Below are 14,574 nucleotides of genomic sequence, written 5' to 3'. Positions count from 1 at the left end.
TTTCATGGCCGCGGCGGAATTCCTGATGGTCTTCGGACGCATGCTCATCGGGGGCATTTTCGTGGTGGCCGGCGTCCGGCATTTATTCATCCTCCCCACGGTGACCGCGCCGATGGCGGCGCGCGGGATACCGCGTCCGCGGCAAGTTTTGATCACCGGCAGTATCTTCGAGGCGTTTGCGGGCTTGATGGTGATCTTCGGTTTTTACGCCGGCTGGGCGGCGCTTGGCCTTGTCGCCTTCACGCTTATCGCCTCGTGGATCATCCTCGATTTCTGGAACAAGGACGGCTTTGCCCGGGAGGGCGCGATCAATGGCTGGATCGCCAATATCGGCGTGGTGGGCGGCCTGCTGATCGTGGCCGCCCAAGGTTTCTAAGGCTATCCAAGCCGGAAGTCCGGCTCAGATATCGAGGTTTTCGGCAAACGCTGCACGCTCCTGGATGAAGCGGAAGCGCGCATCCGCCTTGGTGCCCATCAGGTTGTCGACTGCCTCGCGAGTACCTTCGAAATCCACGTCGTCGATCGAAACACGAAGCAGCGTACGATGGGCAGGATCCATCGTGGTTTCCTTGAGCTGCGCCGCCATCATCTCGCCAAGGCCTTTGAAGCGGCCGATCTCGACCTTCTTGCCCTTGAACACCGTTTCCATCAGTTCCGCCCGGTGGGCATCGTCGCGAGCATAGACGGTCTTGCCGCCCTGGCGCAGAACGTAGAGCGGCGGCACCGCCAGGTAGAGATGGTTGCCGCGGATCAACTCGGGCATTTCCTGGTAGAAGAAGGTGATCAGCAGCGAGGCGATATGGGCGCCGTCGACGTCCGCATCGGTCATGATGATGATGCGCTCGTAACGGAGGTCTTCCTCGCGATATTTTGTCCGGGTGCCGCAGCCGAGCGCCTGGATGAGATCGGCGATCTGCTGGTTGGCTGAGAGCTTCTCACGGCTGGCGCTGCCGACGTTGAGGATTTTTCCACGCAAGGGCAAAATGGCTTGGTTGGCGCGGTTGCGGCCCTGCTTGGCGGAGCCTCCGGCCGAGTCCCCTTCGACGATGAAGAGTTCGGCACCCTCGGCGGTGTTCTGCGAGCAGTCGGCGAGTTTTCCAGGCAGGCGCAGCTTGCGCACGGCCGTCTTGCGGTTGACTTCCTTTTCCTTGCGGCGGCGCAGGCGCTCTTCGGCGCGCTCGATCACCCATTCGAGCAGTTTCGCGGCTTCGGCCGGGTTGCCGGCAAGATAGTGGTCGAAAGGATCGCGCAGGATGTTTTCGACGATGCGCTGGGCTTCGACGGTTGCAAGCTTGTCCTTGGTCTGGCCGACGAATTCCGGCTCGCGGATGAAGACCGAAAGCATGCCGACCGCCGAGATCATCACGTCGTCGGTGGTGATGTCCTTGGCACGCTTGTTCTGCGTCAGGTCCGCATAATTCTTGAGACCCTTGGTCAGCGCGATGCGGAGCCCCGCTTCGTGCGTGCCGCCTTCCGGTGTCGGAATGGTGTTGCAATAGGAATGCAGTTCGGGATCGCCGCCATACCAGGTGATCGCCCATTCCATCGCGCCATGGCCGCCGGTCTTTTCGGTGCGGCCGGCGAAGATTTCGCGCGTCACCGTGAAGTCCTTGCCGAGCGTGGCGGAGAGATAGTCCTTCAGGCCGCCGGGGAAGTGGAAGACCGCCTTTTCCGGGATGTCGCCGCCGGCGGGAACCATGCCCGGATCGCAGCTCCAGCGGATCTCGACGCCGCCGAACAGATAGGCTTTTGAGCGCGCCATGCGGAAGATACGGCCGGCATCGAATTTCGCATGATCGCCGAAAATCTGCGGGTCGGGATGGAAGCGCACCCGGGTCCCGCGGCGGTTATGGACGTCGCCGAGTTCTTCGAGGCCGCCCTGCGGCACGCCCCGCGAAAAGCGCTGGCGGTAGAGTTTGCGATTGCGGGCGACTTCCACTTCGAGAAGGTCGGACAGCGCGTTGACGACGGAAACGCCGACGCCGTGCAGGCCGCCTGACGTCTCGTAGGCCTTGCCGTCGAATTTACCGCCGGCATGCAGCTTGGTCATGATGACTTCGAGTGTCGACTTGCCCGGCACCTGGGGATGGTTCTCGACCGGGATGCCTCGGCCGTTGTCGGTGACCGTCAGGAAACCCTCGGCATCGAGATGGACGTCGATGAAGTCCGCATGGCCGGCAACCGCCTCATCCATCGAATTGTCGATGACTTCGGCGAAGAGGTGGTGCATCGCCTTTTCGTCGGTGCCGCCGATATACATGCCGGGGCGCATGCGCACCGGCTCCAGGCCCTCGAGCACGCGGATCGAGGAGGCGCCGTAGTCGTCGCCGGACAATGTCGTCGGAGCGGCGCGCGGTGTCGAAGGCTCCGCCTTGAGGGCGGGCGCGGGTTCGACGGCGATCGCCTTGGCTGTCACCGGCAGATCGGCAAAAAGGTCGTTATTGTCATCCATTGGCTGCGTCGGTACTACCTGTCGGGGTGCGGAAGAGGAAGCCATACCCATCTCGTGCTGTTTCGAATCACTCGCGATTCTGCCAGAAACCCGGCTTTTTCGCGATGCCGCATGGAAACGGTCGTTTTTCACCAATGCTGCGCCGATCGGGCCATGGCAAGCTTGCGAGGCTGAGGGAACCTGATGAAACCAAGCATGTCCACAGTTCATTTCGTTTTCGGCACGGTTCTTGCTGTCCTGGCAACTCTTGGCGCAGCTTCGGCGCAAGCGCAGGAAGGGCCGATAAAGCCCTTCAAGGACGAGCTTTTTTCCCGGATGACGGTGCTGCAATCCTCCGACGGCGGCGCCTACGAGGTGATCGACTACCAGGAAATGCGCGACATCAACGGCCGCGACCGCGAGCCGGAACGGCGCGTCAAGGACGAGTATGTTTCCCTGGGCGTCAGAGGCTCTCAGCAGAACGAGACGCTGGAGCTTGGCGGGCGCCGGCTCGATGTCACCAGGGTGGGACAGGCTAAGGGCGCCGCCTTCACGGTGATCTTCATCCACGGCCGCGGCGGCGACCGCCGGCTCGGCGTCAACGACTATACGTTCGGCGGCAATTTCAATCGCCTGAAAAACCTCGCGACCGGTAACGGCGGCACCTATTATTCGCCGAGCGTCACTTCATTCGACGACAAAGGGGTCGCCGATATCGCGGCGCTGATCCGCTATGCGTTCGACCAGTCGTCCGGACGGCCGGTGATCCTCGCCTGCGCCTCGATGGGCGGGTTCATCTGCCAGGGCATCAGCCGCGACAAACAGACGGTGGGGTATCTGAAGGGCATGGCGCTGCTCGGCGGCCCGCCGGACCCGGATTTGCCTAAATCGGCCCTGGCAAAGCGCAAGCTGCCCATCTATTTCGCGCATGGCGGCAGCGACAGCGTCTACAAGTCCGAGGATCAGGACGCGGTCTATCGCAAGCTGAAGACCGCACGCTATCCGACCCGGTTCACTCTGTTCGCGACCGGCAGCCACGGGACGCCGATCCGGATGGTGGACTGGCGGAAGGTCCTGAATTTTGTGCTGACCAGCCACTGAAAGGCGGCTCGTTAACCAAGGTCCTGAACCAAAACCTGTCTTTTGCATACCAATTCACGCAGGATATGTCTAAAACCAGTTTCCGAATAGACGGAGGCTTCGGTTTTGCTGGTCGGAACCGAACGGAGAGGAAATGTTTGCTTATGACGCCTGATGTGCGCCCGCTCGTTGCCGGAAACTGGAAAATGAACGGCACCCGCGAGTTCCTGACCGAAATCAAGGCGATTGCCGATGGCGTGATCGGACCGTTGTCGGAAAAGGTCGATACGCTGATCTGCCCGCCGGCGACGCTGCTCTATGTCGCAACCGCCCTGGCGACCGACAGCCCGCTGGAAATTGGCGGCCAGGATTGCCACCAGAACGTCAGCGGCGCCCATACGGGCGATATTTCCGCGGAGATGATCGCCGACTGCTTCGGCACCTATGTGATCGTCGGACATTCCGAACGCCGAGCCGACCATGCGGAGACCGATCATCTGGTCCGCGCCAAGGCGGAGGCCGCCTATGCCGCCGGCCTGACGGCGATCATCTGCATCGGCGAAACCGGCGACGAACGCGATGCCTACCAGACCCTCGACATCCTGAAACGCCAGATTTTCGGCTCGCTGCCCCTGTCGGCAAATGCTGACAACACCGTCGTCGCCTATGAACCGATCTGGGCGATCGGCACCGGACTGACGCCGACCGCCAAGGATATCGAGATCACCCATGCCTTCATGCGGGCAGAACTTATTCAGCGGTTCGGCGACGAAGGCAGACAGATGCGCATTCTCTATGGCGGTTCGGTCAAGCCGGGCAATGCCCGCGAGTTGATGGGCGTCGAGAATGTCGATGGCGCCCTGATCGGCGGCGCGAGCTTGAAAGCCGCGGACTTTCTCGCCATCTATCGGATCTATGAGGAACTGACGGCCTAAAGCTTTTGATAAGGGCTTGGAATGCGCGCGGGCCTCATGTAAAGAGCCGCCAATCTTCTTCTATTGCCTCGTCGAGGGGCAGGGATCTTTAATTCATGCAGACCGTTCTGATCGTTATTCATCTCATGATCGTGCTGGCGCTCGTCGGCGTCGTGCTGATCCAGCGCTCCGAAGGCGGCGGGCTCGGCATCGGCGGCGGCTCCGGCTTCATGTCGGCACGCGGCACCGCCAATGCGCTGACCCGCACGACCGCCATCCTCGCGACGCTGTTCTTCATCACCTCGCTGGCGCTCGGCATCCTGGCCCGGTACGAATCCCGCCCGAGCGACATCCTGAACCGCATCCCGCAGAGCCAGCAGGGCACGGGCGGCGGCATTCTCGACCAGCTCGGCCCGGCACCTGCGCCCGCTCCAGCAGGCAACGGCGTTCCGTCCGGCTCCGGCGCATCCGTTCCGGCGCCAGCAGCCCCGGCAACCGGTGCTGCGCCCGCACCCGCGGCCCCTGCGACCGGTTCGGCGCCCGCCGCTCCGGCTGCCCCGACGGGTGTTCCGACCGGCCAGTAAGGCGCGGTCGACGTTTCAAGCTCCGGCAGGCCAAAAGCCTGCCGGTTTTATTTTGTGAAGATTCCACAGCCGTTTTAACAAAGCGGACGATTTAGGCTGGCGGAATCACCAATGAAAAGGTATCCGGTGAATCCCATGGCGCGATATGTATTCATAACTGGCGGCGTGGTTTCTTCCCTCGGAAAAGGAATTGCGGCCGCGGCACTCGGAGCTTTGTTACAAGCACGAGGTTACCGGGTTCGGCTGAGAAAGCTCGATCCTTATCTCAACGTCGATCCGGGCACGATGAGCCCGACGCAGCACGGCGAGGTGTTCGTCACCGACGACGGGGCGGAAACCGACCTCGATCTCGGTCACTACGAGCGCTTCACTGGGCGTTCGGCGACCAAGACCGACAACATCACCACCGGCCGCATCTACAAGAACATCATCGACAAGGAACGCCGCGGCGACTATCTCGGCGCGACCGTCCAGGTGATCCCGCACGTCACCAACGAGATCAAGGATTTCGTTACCGAAGGCAATGACGACTACGATTTCGTCATCTGCGAGATCGGCGGCACGGTCGGCGACATCGAGGCGATGCCGTTCATGGAAGCAATCCGCCAGCTCGGCAACGACCTGCCGCGCGGCACCGCGATCTATCTTCACCTGACGCTGATGCCTTTCATTCCGGCCGCCGGCGAATTGAAGACCAAGCCAACCCAGCATTCCGTCAAGGAGTTGCAGGCGATGGGGATCGCCCCCGACATCCTGCTGGTGCGCGCCGACCGGGAAATTCCCGAAGCCGAACGCCGCAAGCTGTCGCTGTTCTGCAACGTGCGTCCGTCCGCCGTCATCCAGGCGCTCGACGTCGCCAATATCTACGACGTGCCGATGGCCTATCACAAGGAAGGCCTCGACAACGAGGTGCTCGCCGCTTTCGGCATCGAGCCGGCCCCCAAGCCGCGCCTTGAAGCCTGGGAAGAGGTCTGCAACCGCATCCGCACCCCGGAAGGCGAAGTGACGATCGCGATCGTCGGCAAGTACACCGGCCTTAAGGACGCCTACAAGTCGCTGATCGAGGCGCTGCATCACGGCGGTATCGCCAACCACGTCAAGGTAAACCTCGAATGGATCGAATCGGAGATCTTCGAGAAGGAAGATCCGGCGCCTTGGCTTGAGAAGGTTCACGGTATCCTGGTACCGGGAGGTTTCGGCGAACGCGGCTCGCAGGGCAAGATCCATGCGGCTCGTTTCGCACGCGAACGCAAGGTGCCGTATTTCGGCATCTGCTTCGGCATGCAGATGGCCGTCATCGAGGCTGCCCGCAACCTCGCCGGCATCGAGAAGGCGTCCTCGACGGAATTCGGCCCCTCCAGGGAGCCGGTGGTCGGCCTGATGACCGAATGGGTGAAGGGCAACGAGCTCGAAATCCGCTCGGCGGCGGGCGACCTCGGCGGCACGATGCGCCTCGGCGCCTACAAGGCGGCGCTCAAGAAGGACACCAAGATCGCCGAGATCTACGGTTCGACCGATATTTCCGAGCGTCACCGTCACCGTTACGAGGTGAATATCGACTACAAGGACCGGCTGGAAAGCTGCGGCCTGGTCTTCTCGGGCATGTCGCCGGATGGCGTGCTGCCGGAGACGATCGAATATCCGGACCATCCGTGGTTCATCGGCGTCCAATACCACCCGGAACTGAAGAGCCGGCCGCTCGATCCCCATCCGCTGTTTGCGAGCTTCATCGAAGCGGCCCTGGAACAGAGCCGCCTCGTCTGAGCAGATCGAAAAGGCAGGGTCTCGTATCCTGCCTTTTTTGCCGTCAGGCCAAGGCCTTGTGTTTTGGCACTGGCGGTATTGCTTCAACATCCCGTATGCTCGCGGAATTGCTCTTTTTCTATTCAGCGGTGCGATATGGCCATTTTCGACAGATTTTCTCTTAACGGACGCGTGGCCCTGGTGACCGGCAGCGGCCGGGGACTTGGCTTGCAGATGGCGAAGGCCATGGTGGAGGCCGGCGCGCATGTCGTGCTCAGCGGCCGCTCCGGCGACATGCTCGCACAGGCCGTGGCTTCGATCACCAGCGCGGGCGGCAAGGCAAGCGCAGCCGCCTTCGACGTCGCGGATCTCGATGCCGGACGCGAGGTGATCGCCAGGATTCACGCGGATCATGGCCGGCTGGATATCCTGATCAACAATGTCGGCGCCCGCGACCGGCGCCCATTTGCGGCATTCAGCGACGCCGATATCCTGAACCTGATCCAGACCGACCTGCTCTCGGCAATCGCGCTGTCCCGCAATGCCGCTGATATCATGAAGGTTCAGGGCCATGGCCGACTCATCTCGGTCACGTCGATCATCGGCAGCATGGCGCGTTCGGGCGATGCCATCTATCCGGTCGCCAAACAGGGCCTGACCGGTCTGGTGCGCAGTCTTGCGGCCGAATACGGCCCGTTCGGCGTCACCAGCAATGCGATTGCGCCTGGCATGTTCGCCACCGAGACCAATGCGGGGATTTCCGCAGATCCGGACATGATCGCCTTCATGCGGCAGCGCGTGCCTTTACAGCGGTGGGGCCAGCCCGAGGAGATCGCCGGCGCCGCGCTTTTTCTCGCAAGCGACGCCGGCTCCTTCGTCAACGGCCATGTGCTGACCGTCGATGGCGGCATGTCCATCCAGATGTGACCGCTCGTCATGCCGCCTGGGGCAGGGGGCCGACATAAACCGAACGTGGCCGGATCAGCCGGCCTTCCAGCGCCTGTTCGCGGGCATGGGCGATCCAGCCGACCGTGCGGCCGATCGCAAAGACGCCGGTGAAGGCAGCCCGCGGAAATTTCAGCGCATCGAGCAGCAGGGCCGTGTAAAATTCGACGTTGACGTCCAGCGGTCGGTCCGGCTTGCGCTCCTTGAGAATGGCGAGCGCCGCCTGCTCGACGGCTTCGGCGAGCCGGATGCGGTCGCGGTCCACCTGTCCGGTCACGACCAAGGGCCGCAATGCGCCTTTCAGCGCATCGGCGCGGGGATCGCGAACGCGGTAGATGCGGTGGCCGAACCCCATCAGCCGTTCGCCGCGATCCAGCGCCTTGTTGAGCCAGGTCTCGGCATTGTCCCCGCTGCCGATCGCATCCAGCATGTCGAGCACCGGTCCCGGCGCGCCGCCATGCAGCGGCCCTTTGAGCGCGCTGATCGCGGCAAGCACGCAGGAAGTGAGGCCGGCGCCGGTCGAGGAGACGACGCGCGAGGCGAAGGTCGAGGCGTTGAGACCGTGATCCGAGATCGTCACCAGATAGGCGTCGAGCGCTGCGACCTGTTCGCGCGTCGGCAGGCTGGCGTTCAGCATGGCGAGGATGTCGGCGGACTGGGAGAGCGACGGGCTGGGCGCGACCGGTGTCTTTCCCTTTCGGAGCCGCAGCACGGCCGGCAGGAAGACGGCGGGCGCGGCGAGCAGACGAAGAGCAGTTTCGAAATCCTCGCCGTCGGGCAGCCGCGCGATCAGGGCGCGCATCGCATCGACGGGCGGCAGGCTCAGCAGCGCGGGATCCGCGGCGCCCATATGAGTAAAAACCTCGGCGCGGGCTTGGCCGAGGCGGGCCTTGAGATCAGCCGCAGTGACCGGATGTTCCAGAAAGCCATCCAGCAGCAATGCGGCAGCGTCTTCATAGGTCGCGCGCTCGACAAGCAGGTCGAGCGATACGCCGCGAATGACGAGGCGACCCGCTTCTCCGTCCACGTCCGAAAGCCGGGTCTCGGCGGCGATGACATCTTCAAGTCCGTTGTTTTTCATGGGTGTTTCTCCTTTACGAACCTAATGATCCGACTTAGTCTTATTGACGTCAATCTTGATGCTATCGATCAATATGAACATGCTCTGGATCACCGCCGAAGAAGCGCTCTCCCGCCTCGGGACCAAGCCGCAGACGCTTTACGCCAATGTCAGCCGCGGCCGCATCCGCGCGAAGCCGGATCCTGCCGATCCCCGCCGCAGCCTCTACCAGGCAGACGACGTCAGGCGCCTCTCTGAACGGCATGCCGGGCGGCGGCAGTCGGCGGCGGTGGCAGCGGACGCGATCCGCTGGGGCGATCCGGTCCTGCCGACGACAATCTCGACGATTTCCGACGGGCGGCTTTTCTATCGCGGGCGCGATGCCGTCGAGTTGTGCGAGCGTGGGACGCTGGAGGAGGTGGCCGCGCTTCTCTGGGATACGGAAAGGGTGCAGGTTACGGCGGGGAAGGTGGGGTCGGACGGATCGAGCCGCATGGCTGCGGCTTTTGCCGGGCTGGCAGGCCGCGTGATGAACGACCTGCCGGCGCTGCGCCGCAAACCCTTCGTCCTGCGCGCCGAAGCAACGGACGTGCTCTCGACCGCCGGCATGGCGTTGGCGCCGTGGCCGGAACCGCTGCCCCTGCATGAACGGCTGGCCCTCGGCTGGCAGCGTCCCGATGCGGCCGAGCCGATCCGCAGGGCGCTGGTGCTGGCGGCCGAACATGAACTCAACGTTTCCGCCTTTGCAGCGCGCGTGACGGCGTCGTCGGGCGCCGCACTCTCCGCTGCGACGCTTTCCGGCCTTGCCACGCTCACCGGCCCGCGGCATGGCGGCGCCTGGATCAGCGTCACGGTGCTCGCCGAAAAGGCGGCGTCGATTGGCGTGCGCGAGGCAATCCGCGGCATGCTTTCCACGGAAGGCGTCGTCAGGCCTTTCGGCCACCGTCTCTATCCGCATGGCGATCCACGGGCGCGGGCGCTGATGGCGAGTTTCGAGGCGCCGCCGCTCTACACGTCGCTTGCCGAAGCAGGGGAGGAACTGCTCGGCGAACCGATCAACATCGATTTCGCGCTGGCATCGCTTGCCGCGGCGTTCAAGCTTCCGGAAGACGCCCCACTGGTCATCTTCGCGCTGTCGCGCACCGCCGGCTGGCTGGCGCATGCCATGGAGCAGGTCGAAAGCGGACACCTGATCCGGCCGCGGGCGCGCTATGCCGGGCCGGGCGGCGAATCCGGTGCATAGCGGCTGTTAAAGGCCGACAGCTTCCACAGCCGACATGACACCATCACAAAAACTCCTTTATCCTGCAGGGGGAATCACGGGTGAGCACGGACGATGTTGGGCAGCAATTTCAGCTTGAGTTTAAGCTTGTTCGTGGCACAGGGGCGCGAACGGCCAACCGCCGAGTTCTACAAGAACGTCTTCGGCGCCACGGAAACGAACTCCTATGAAATGCTGCGCCTGACGATGATCGAGCTGCAGTTCGGATCGATCGGCATCGTCGTCTGCGGATCCGACCCGGAGAGAGAGTCGGCGCCTTCCTATCAGGGTCCTTACCATCCGAAAAACGACGGCGCCGTCAGCACGATCTTCCAGCTGACGGTGCCGGATGTCGAAAGCGTCGTCGAGGCGGCGTTCGAATTCGGCGGCATGATGCGCGACAGGATCCAGACGGACATGAACGGCCGGCAGGTGGCGTCGATCTTCGATCCGGCCGGTCATGTCTGGGTATTGATCGAGCGCGGGCAGGACATCGAGCTCGGGCAGGACGAGGAATAGTTTCGTCCTGGCCGTTCGGCTCGATCAGCGGATGTTGCGGTAGGCAGCAAGAGCCCGGTCGCGGGCAAAAGCGTGATCGACGATCGGCTTCGGATAGGTTTTCCCGAGCTCGATACCCGCTTTTTCCAGGACATGCTCCGGCGCTTCGAAAGGCTTGTGGACGTATTTGCGATCCAGCCTTGCCAATTCCGGGACGTGCTCCCGGACATAATCACCATCCGGATCGAATTTCTCGCCCTGCAGGACGGGATTGAAGATCCGGAAGAACGGCGAGGCGTCGGCGCCGGAGCCCGCGACCCATTGCCAGTTGGCCGCATTATTGGCGGCATCTGCATCGACCAGCGTGTCGCGGAACCATCTCTCACCCTTGCGCCAGTCAATCATCAGGTCCTTGATCAGGAAGGACGCGGTGATCATACGGACGCGGTTGTGCATGAAGCCCGTGCGCCAGAGCTGGCGCATACCGGCATCGACGATGGGATAGCCCGTCAGGCCCATCGTCCAGGCGTTGAACTCCTTGGCGTCGTATTCCCATTTGAAGCCGTCGAACCTGTCGTCCCAGTTCCTGTCGTGAAGTTCGGGGAATTCGGTCAGCAGATTGTAGCAGAAGTCCCGCCAGGCGAGTTCGCGGCGGAAATGGACAACATCTTCAAAAGCCTCTGAGGGCAGGCCCCGGACGGCATGCCAGATGCGGGCGGCAGAGACCTCCCCATGCGCCAGGTGTGGCGAGAGGAGGGAGGTGGCATCGACTGACGGCAGATCGCGGCCGCGCCTGTAGTCGTGCAGTTCGCGATCCACGAAGTTGCGAAGCCTTTCCTGCGCTCCCGCTTCGCCCGGCGTCCACATTCTACCGAAATCCGCGGCCCAATCCGGTTTCTTCGGCAGCAGAGCCCAATGATCCAGGTTCTCGGCAGACGGTAGATATCCAGGCGAGGAGATTTTCGTCGGCGCGTCAGTTGGTTCCTGCGGCTCGCTTGCCTTCTGGAACGCATTCCAGAACGGCGTAAACACCTTGAAGGCGTTGCCGGCACCGGTGCGAATGGATTTCGGCTCGTGCAGGAGCTGTCCGTGGAAGGCGCGGATAGCGATGTCGCGCTTTTTCAATTCAATGGCGATGCCCCGATCGAACAGCGTCCGCTCACAGGCGCGGTTGACGAAGACGGTTTTCGCATCGGTCTTGCGGGAGAGATCGGTGAGCACGTCCTCGGCCTTGCCGGAGATGAGGATTAGGTCACTGCCCAGAGACTTGAGAGAAACCTTGAGTGCTGCGAGCGAGTGATGCAGCCACCACGCCTGCGCGGCACCGAGCGGTCCGATGTTCAGGCGTGCCGGCTCGCGGATATAGACCGGGATGACCGGGCCGCCGGCCTCGATCGCAGCGTGCAGCGCCGGATTGTCGTCGAGGCGCAGATCCTTGCGAAACCAGAGGATGGCGGGGGCCGATTTTTCGTGGGACACGGTCTTCTCCGTTCGGGGCATTGCTGCCCAAAGGTACGGATTTCGGAACGGATCGGATCAGTTCAGGGCCGGATCAGCAGGATCGGGCAGGGGGCGCCGGCCGGTAGTTCCGGCGCGTGCGCGGGGCGGATGATGAGGCCGCCGGAATGGGCGAAGATCTTCATCATCGACGAGTCCTGCTTCTCGAACGCCTCGGCGACCAGATTGCCGTCGCGGTCCCTCGTCAGCCTGGCGCGCAGATAATCCTGGCGCTGGTCGTTGGCGGCAAGCCTGTGCGCCGTGATACCCTGAACTTCGCGGCGCCTTTCCGGCAGGTGCGCGAGCTTGCGGATCAGGGGTTCGAGGAAGAGCAGGCTGGTAACGAGGCTCGCCACCGGATTGCCCGGCAGGCCGAGGACGTGCATGTCGCCGAGCGCGCCGACCATCAGCGGCTTGCCCGGACGCATGGCGATGCGCCAGAAATCCAGTTCCATGCCGGCGGCTTTCAGCGTCGCCTGTACCAGGTCGTGATCACCGACCGAGGCGCCGCCGAGGGTCACCAGCACGTCGGCCTTGGCCGCACGGGCCTTGTCGATGGCTGCGGTGATATCCGCGGACCGGTCGCGGACGATGCCGAGATCGAGGACTTCGCCGCCATTGTCGCGCACCAGGGCGCAAACGCCGAAGGTGTTGGAGGCAATGATCTGCGCTTGTCCGGGCGTGGCGCCGGGCGGGACAAGCTCATCTCCGGTCGCCAGGATCGCGACGCGCGGACGGCGATACACGGGCAGCTCCGGGTGGTTCATGGCCGCCGCCACCGTCAGGTGCGAGAAGTCGAGCAGCGTACCGGCGGGGAGCACGGTCTCGCCCTCCAGGAAGTCCTGGCCGCGAGGGCGCACATGCCTCCCCTTTGTGACTTCGAACCTGGTGCGGATGCGGTCGCCTTCAAGCTTTTCGGCGTCCTCCTGAATAAGGACCGAATCCGTTCCCTCCGGCAGAGGGGCACCGGTGAAGATACGTACCGTCTCGCCGTTGCCAACCGTGCCCTCAAACGCGTGTCCGGCAGCGGCAGTGCCGATCACCGACAGTTCGGCCCCGACCGTCGACGCATCCGAGGCGCTCAGCGCATAGCCATCCATGGCCGAAGCATGAAAAGGAGGCTGGGTGAGGCGGGCGACAAGATCAGCGGCCAGCACTCGGCCGCTCGCTTCGCCAAGAGCGACCGTCTCCACCGTGCCGACCGGGCTGGCTTTGCCAAGCAGGCGGCTTTTCGCCTCGGAAACCGGCAGCAATGCCATTTCTCAATCCTCTGCGCGGTAGGTTCCGGATTTGCCGCCGGTCTTTTCGAGAAGGCGGATACCACCGATCTCCATGGCCCGGTCGACGGCCTTCGCCATGTCGTAGATGGTCAGGCAGGCGACCGAGGCGGCCGTCAATGCTTCCATCTCGACACCGGTCTTGCCGGTCAGCTTGGCAGTGGCGGTCACCCGCAGACCCGGAAGAGTCTCGTCCTCGGCAATGTCCACGACCACTTTGGTCAGCACCAGCGGGTGGCAGAGCGGGATGAGATCGGATGTCTTCTTGGCGGCCATGATGCCGGCCAGCCGCGCGGTGCCGATCACGTCGCCCTTCTTGGCGTTGCCCTCGCGGATCAGTGCCAGCGTCTCGGGCAGCATTCGCACGTAACCTTCGGCGGTCGCCGAGCGGCTGGTCTCGGCCTTGTCGCCGACATCGACCATATGTGCCTCGCCGGAGGCACCGATATGGGTGAGGCCGGCCATCATTCCGCCGCCTGGGCCGCAGCCGGGCCGGTCAGGAGAAGACGCGTCGCGGCGGCGACGTCATCCTTGCGCATCAGGCTTTCGCCGACGAGGAAGGTGTTGATGCCGACCTTTTTCAGGCGCTGGCAGTCCTCATGGGTGAAGATGCCGCTTTCGCCGACGAGCAGCCGGTCGGCAGGCACCATCGGCGCCAGCCGCTCGCTCGTTTCGAGGTTGAGCTCGAACGTGCGCAGATTGCGGTTGTTGATGCCGATCAGGGGCGAGGGGAGCTTGAGAGCCCGCTCCGTTTCCTCTTCGTCATGCACCTCGATCAGCGCGTCCATGCCGAGTTCGGCCGTAACATCGTAGAGCTCACGCGCTTCGTCGTCGGAAAGCGAGGCCATGATCAGCAGTATGCAATCGGCGCCCCAGGCGCGGGCCTCGTGGATCTGGTAGGTGTCGAACATGAAATCCTTGCGCAGCGCCGGCAGCGAGCAGGCGTTGCGGGCAGCGGTCAGGAATTCGGGGGCGCCCTGGAAGCTCGGCCCATCGGTGAGAACGGAGAGGCAAGTGGCGCCGCCGGCTTCGTAAGCGGCGGCAAGCGACGGGGGATCGAAATCCGGGCGGATGAGGCCCTTGGAAGGACTTGCCTTCTTGATCTCGGCGATCAGGCCGAAGGCACCGCTATCCTGTCTGGCCTTCAGCGCGCGATGAAAGCCGCGTGGGGAGGGCTGGCCCGCGGCGCGGGCCTTCAGCTCCGCAAGCGGTACGCTCGCTTTGGCCGCGGCGATTTCCTCGCGCTTGTAGGCTTCGATCTTCTTGAGGATATCCGTCATGACC

14 protein-coding genes are annotated in these 14,574 nt (G+C 63.4%); 8 read left to right on the top strand and 6 right to left on the bottom strand.

The genetic code is table 11. The features are described 5' to 3' along the window. The first annotated feature begins 4 nt into the window (after positions 1-4). Entirely contained in the window at positions 5-376 is a 372-nt protein-coding gene (locus J2857_RS07630) for a DoxX family protein (protein ID WP_210009477.1), read from the top strand. A 24-nt stretch (positions 377-400) separates the two neighbouring features. Here J2857_RS07630 and parE read toward each other — a convergent pair whose 3' ends face one another. Further along, positions 401-2,452 (bottom strand): DNA topoisomerase IV subunit B, encoded by a 2,052-nt coding sequence (gene parE / locus J2857_RS07625; protein ID WP_210009475.1) that lies wholly within the window; start codon positions 2,450-2,452, stop codon positions 401-403. Positions 2,453-2,647: 195 nt separating this feature from the next. Here parE and J2857_RS07620 point away from each other — a divergent pair, with 195 nt between their 5' ends. The 5 genes from J2857_RS07620 to J2857_RS07600 all read left to right on the top strand — a co-directional run bounded on the left by J2857_RS07620 (position 2,648) and on the right by J2857_RS07600 (position 7,679). Next, positions 2,648-3,532 carry an alpha/beta hydrolase gene (locus J2857_RS07620; RefSeq protein ID WP_210009474.1) on the top strand — a complete coding sequence of 295 codons (885 nt, stop codon included), beginning with the start codon at positions 2,648-2,650 and terminating at the stop codon, positions 3,530-3,532. A gap of 143 nt (positions 3,533-3,675) precedes the next feature. Continuing rightward, positions 3,676-4,446, top strand: a complete 771-nt coding sequence (gene tpiA / locus J2857_RS07615) for a triose-phosphate isomerase (RefSeq protein ID WP_210009473.1) — start codon at positions 3,676-3,678, stop codon at positions 4,444-4,446. Positions 4,447-4,541: 95 nt separating this feature from the next. Further along, positions 4,542-5,009 (top strand): preprotein translocase subunit SecG, encoded by a 468-nt coding sequence (secG, locus tag J2857_RS07610; protein ID WP_210009472.1) that lies wholly within the window; start codon positions 4,542-4,544, stop codon positions 5,007-5,009. Between the two features lie 135 nt (positions 5,010-5,144). After that, positions 5,145-6,773 carry a CTP synthase gene (locus tag J2857_RS07605; RefSeq protein ID WP_210009471.1) on the top strand — a complete coding sequence of 543 codons (1,629 nt, stop codon included), beginning with the start codon at positions 5,145-5,147 and terminating at the stop codon, positions 6,771-6,773. A 135-nt stretch (positions 6,774-6,908) separates the two neighbouring features. After that, positions 6,909-7,679 (top strand): SDR family oxidoreductase, encoded by a 771-nt coding sequence (locus tag J2857_RS07600; protein ID WP_210009470.1) that lies wholly within the window; start codon positions 6,909-6,911, stop codon positions 7,677-7,679. A 7-nt stretch (positions 7,680-7,686) separates the two neighbouring features. Here J2857_RS07600 and J2857_RS07595 read toward each other — a convergent pair whose 3' ends face one another. Next, positions 7,687-8,778 carry a citrate synthase/methylcitrate synthase gene (locus tag J2857_RS07595; RefSeq protein ID WP_210009469.1) on the bottom strand — a complete coding sequence of 364 codons (1,092 nt, stop codon included), beginning with the start codon at positions 8,776-8,778 and terminating at the stop codon, positions 7,687-7,689. A gap of 79 nt (positions 8,779-8,857) precedes the next feature. Here J2857_RS07595 and J2857_RS07590 point away from each other — a divergent pair, with 79 nt between their 5' ends. Together J2857_RS07590 and J2857_RS07585 are read left to right on the top strand one after the other, a co-directional pair. Continuing rightward, positions 8,858-10,000 carry a citrate synthase gene (locus J2857_RS07590; RefSeq protein WP_210010078.1) on the top strand — a complete coding sequence of 381 codons (1,143 nt, stop codon included), beginning with the start codon at positions 8,858-8,860 and terminating at the stop codon, positions 9,998-10,000. Between the two features lie 132 nt (positions 10,001-10,132). Next, positions 10,133-10,537: a VOC family protein gene (locus J2857_RS07585; RefSeq protein ID WP_306871253.1), complete on the top strand. Its 405-nt coding sequence runs from the start codon at positions 10,133-10,135 to the stop codon at positions 10,535-10,537. Between the two features lie 24 nt (positions 10,538-10,561). Here J2857_RS07585 and J2857_RS07580 read toward each other — a convergent pair whose 3' ends face one another. The 4 genes from J2857_RS07580 to trpC all read right to left on the bottom strand — a co-directional run bounded on the left by J2857_RS07580 (position 10,562) and on the right by trpC (position 14,570). Next, a complete protein-coding gene (locus J2857_RS07580; RefSeq protein ID WP_210009467.1) occupies positions 10,562-11,995 on the bottom strand; it encodes a cryptochrome/photolyase family protein in 1,434 nt (477 codons plus the stop codon). Between the two features lie 62 nt (positions 11,996-12,057). Then, entirely contained in the window at positions 12,058-13,272 is a 1,215-nt protein-coding gene (locus J2857_RS07575; RefSeq protein WP_210009465.1) for a molybdopterin molybdotransferase MoeA, read from the bottom strand. Between the two features lie 3 nt (positions 13,273-13,275). Continuing rightward, a complete protein-coding gene (moaC, locus tag J2857_RS07570; protein WP_210010077.1) occupies positions 13,276-13,755 on the bottom strand; it encodes a cyclic pyranopterin monophosphate synthase MoaC in 480 nt (159 codons plus the stop codon). Then, entirely contained in the window at positions 13,755-14,570 is an 816-nt protein-coding gene (trpC, locus tag J2857_RS07565) for an indole-3-glycerol phosphate synthase TrpC (protein ID WP_210009464.1), read from the bottom strand. Before trpC ends, moaC begins: the two co-directional genes overlap by 1 nt. Positions 14,571-14,574: the final 4 nt, after the last annotated feature.

Source organism: Neorhizobium galegae (assembly GCF_017877055.1).
GTDB lineage: Bacteria > Pseudomonadota > Alphaproteobacteria > Rhizobiales > Rhizobiaceae > Neorhizobium > Neorhizobium galegae_D.
This window is presented reverse-complemented; position numbering and strand designations above follow the sequence as displayed.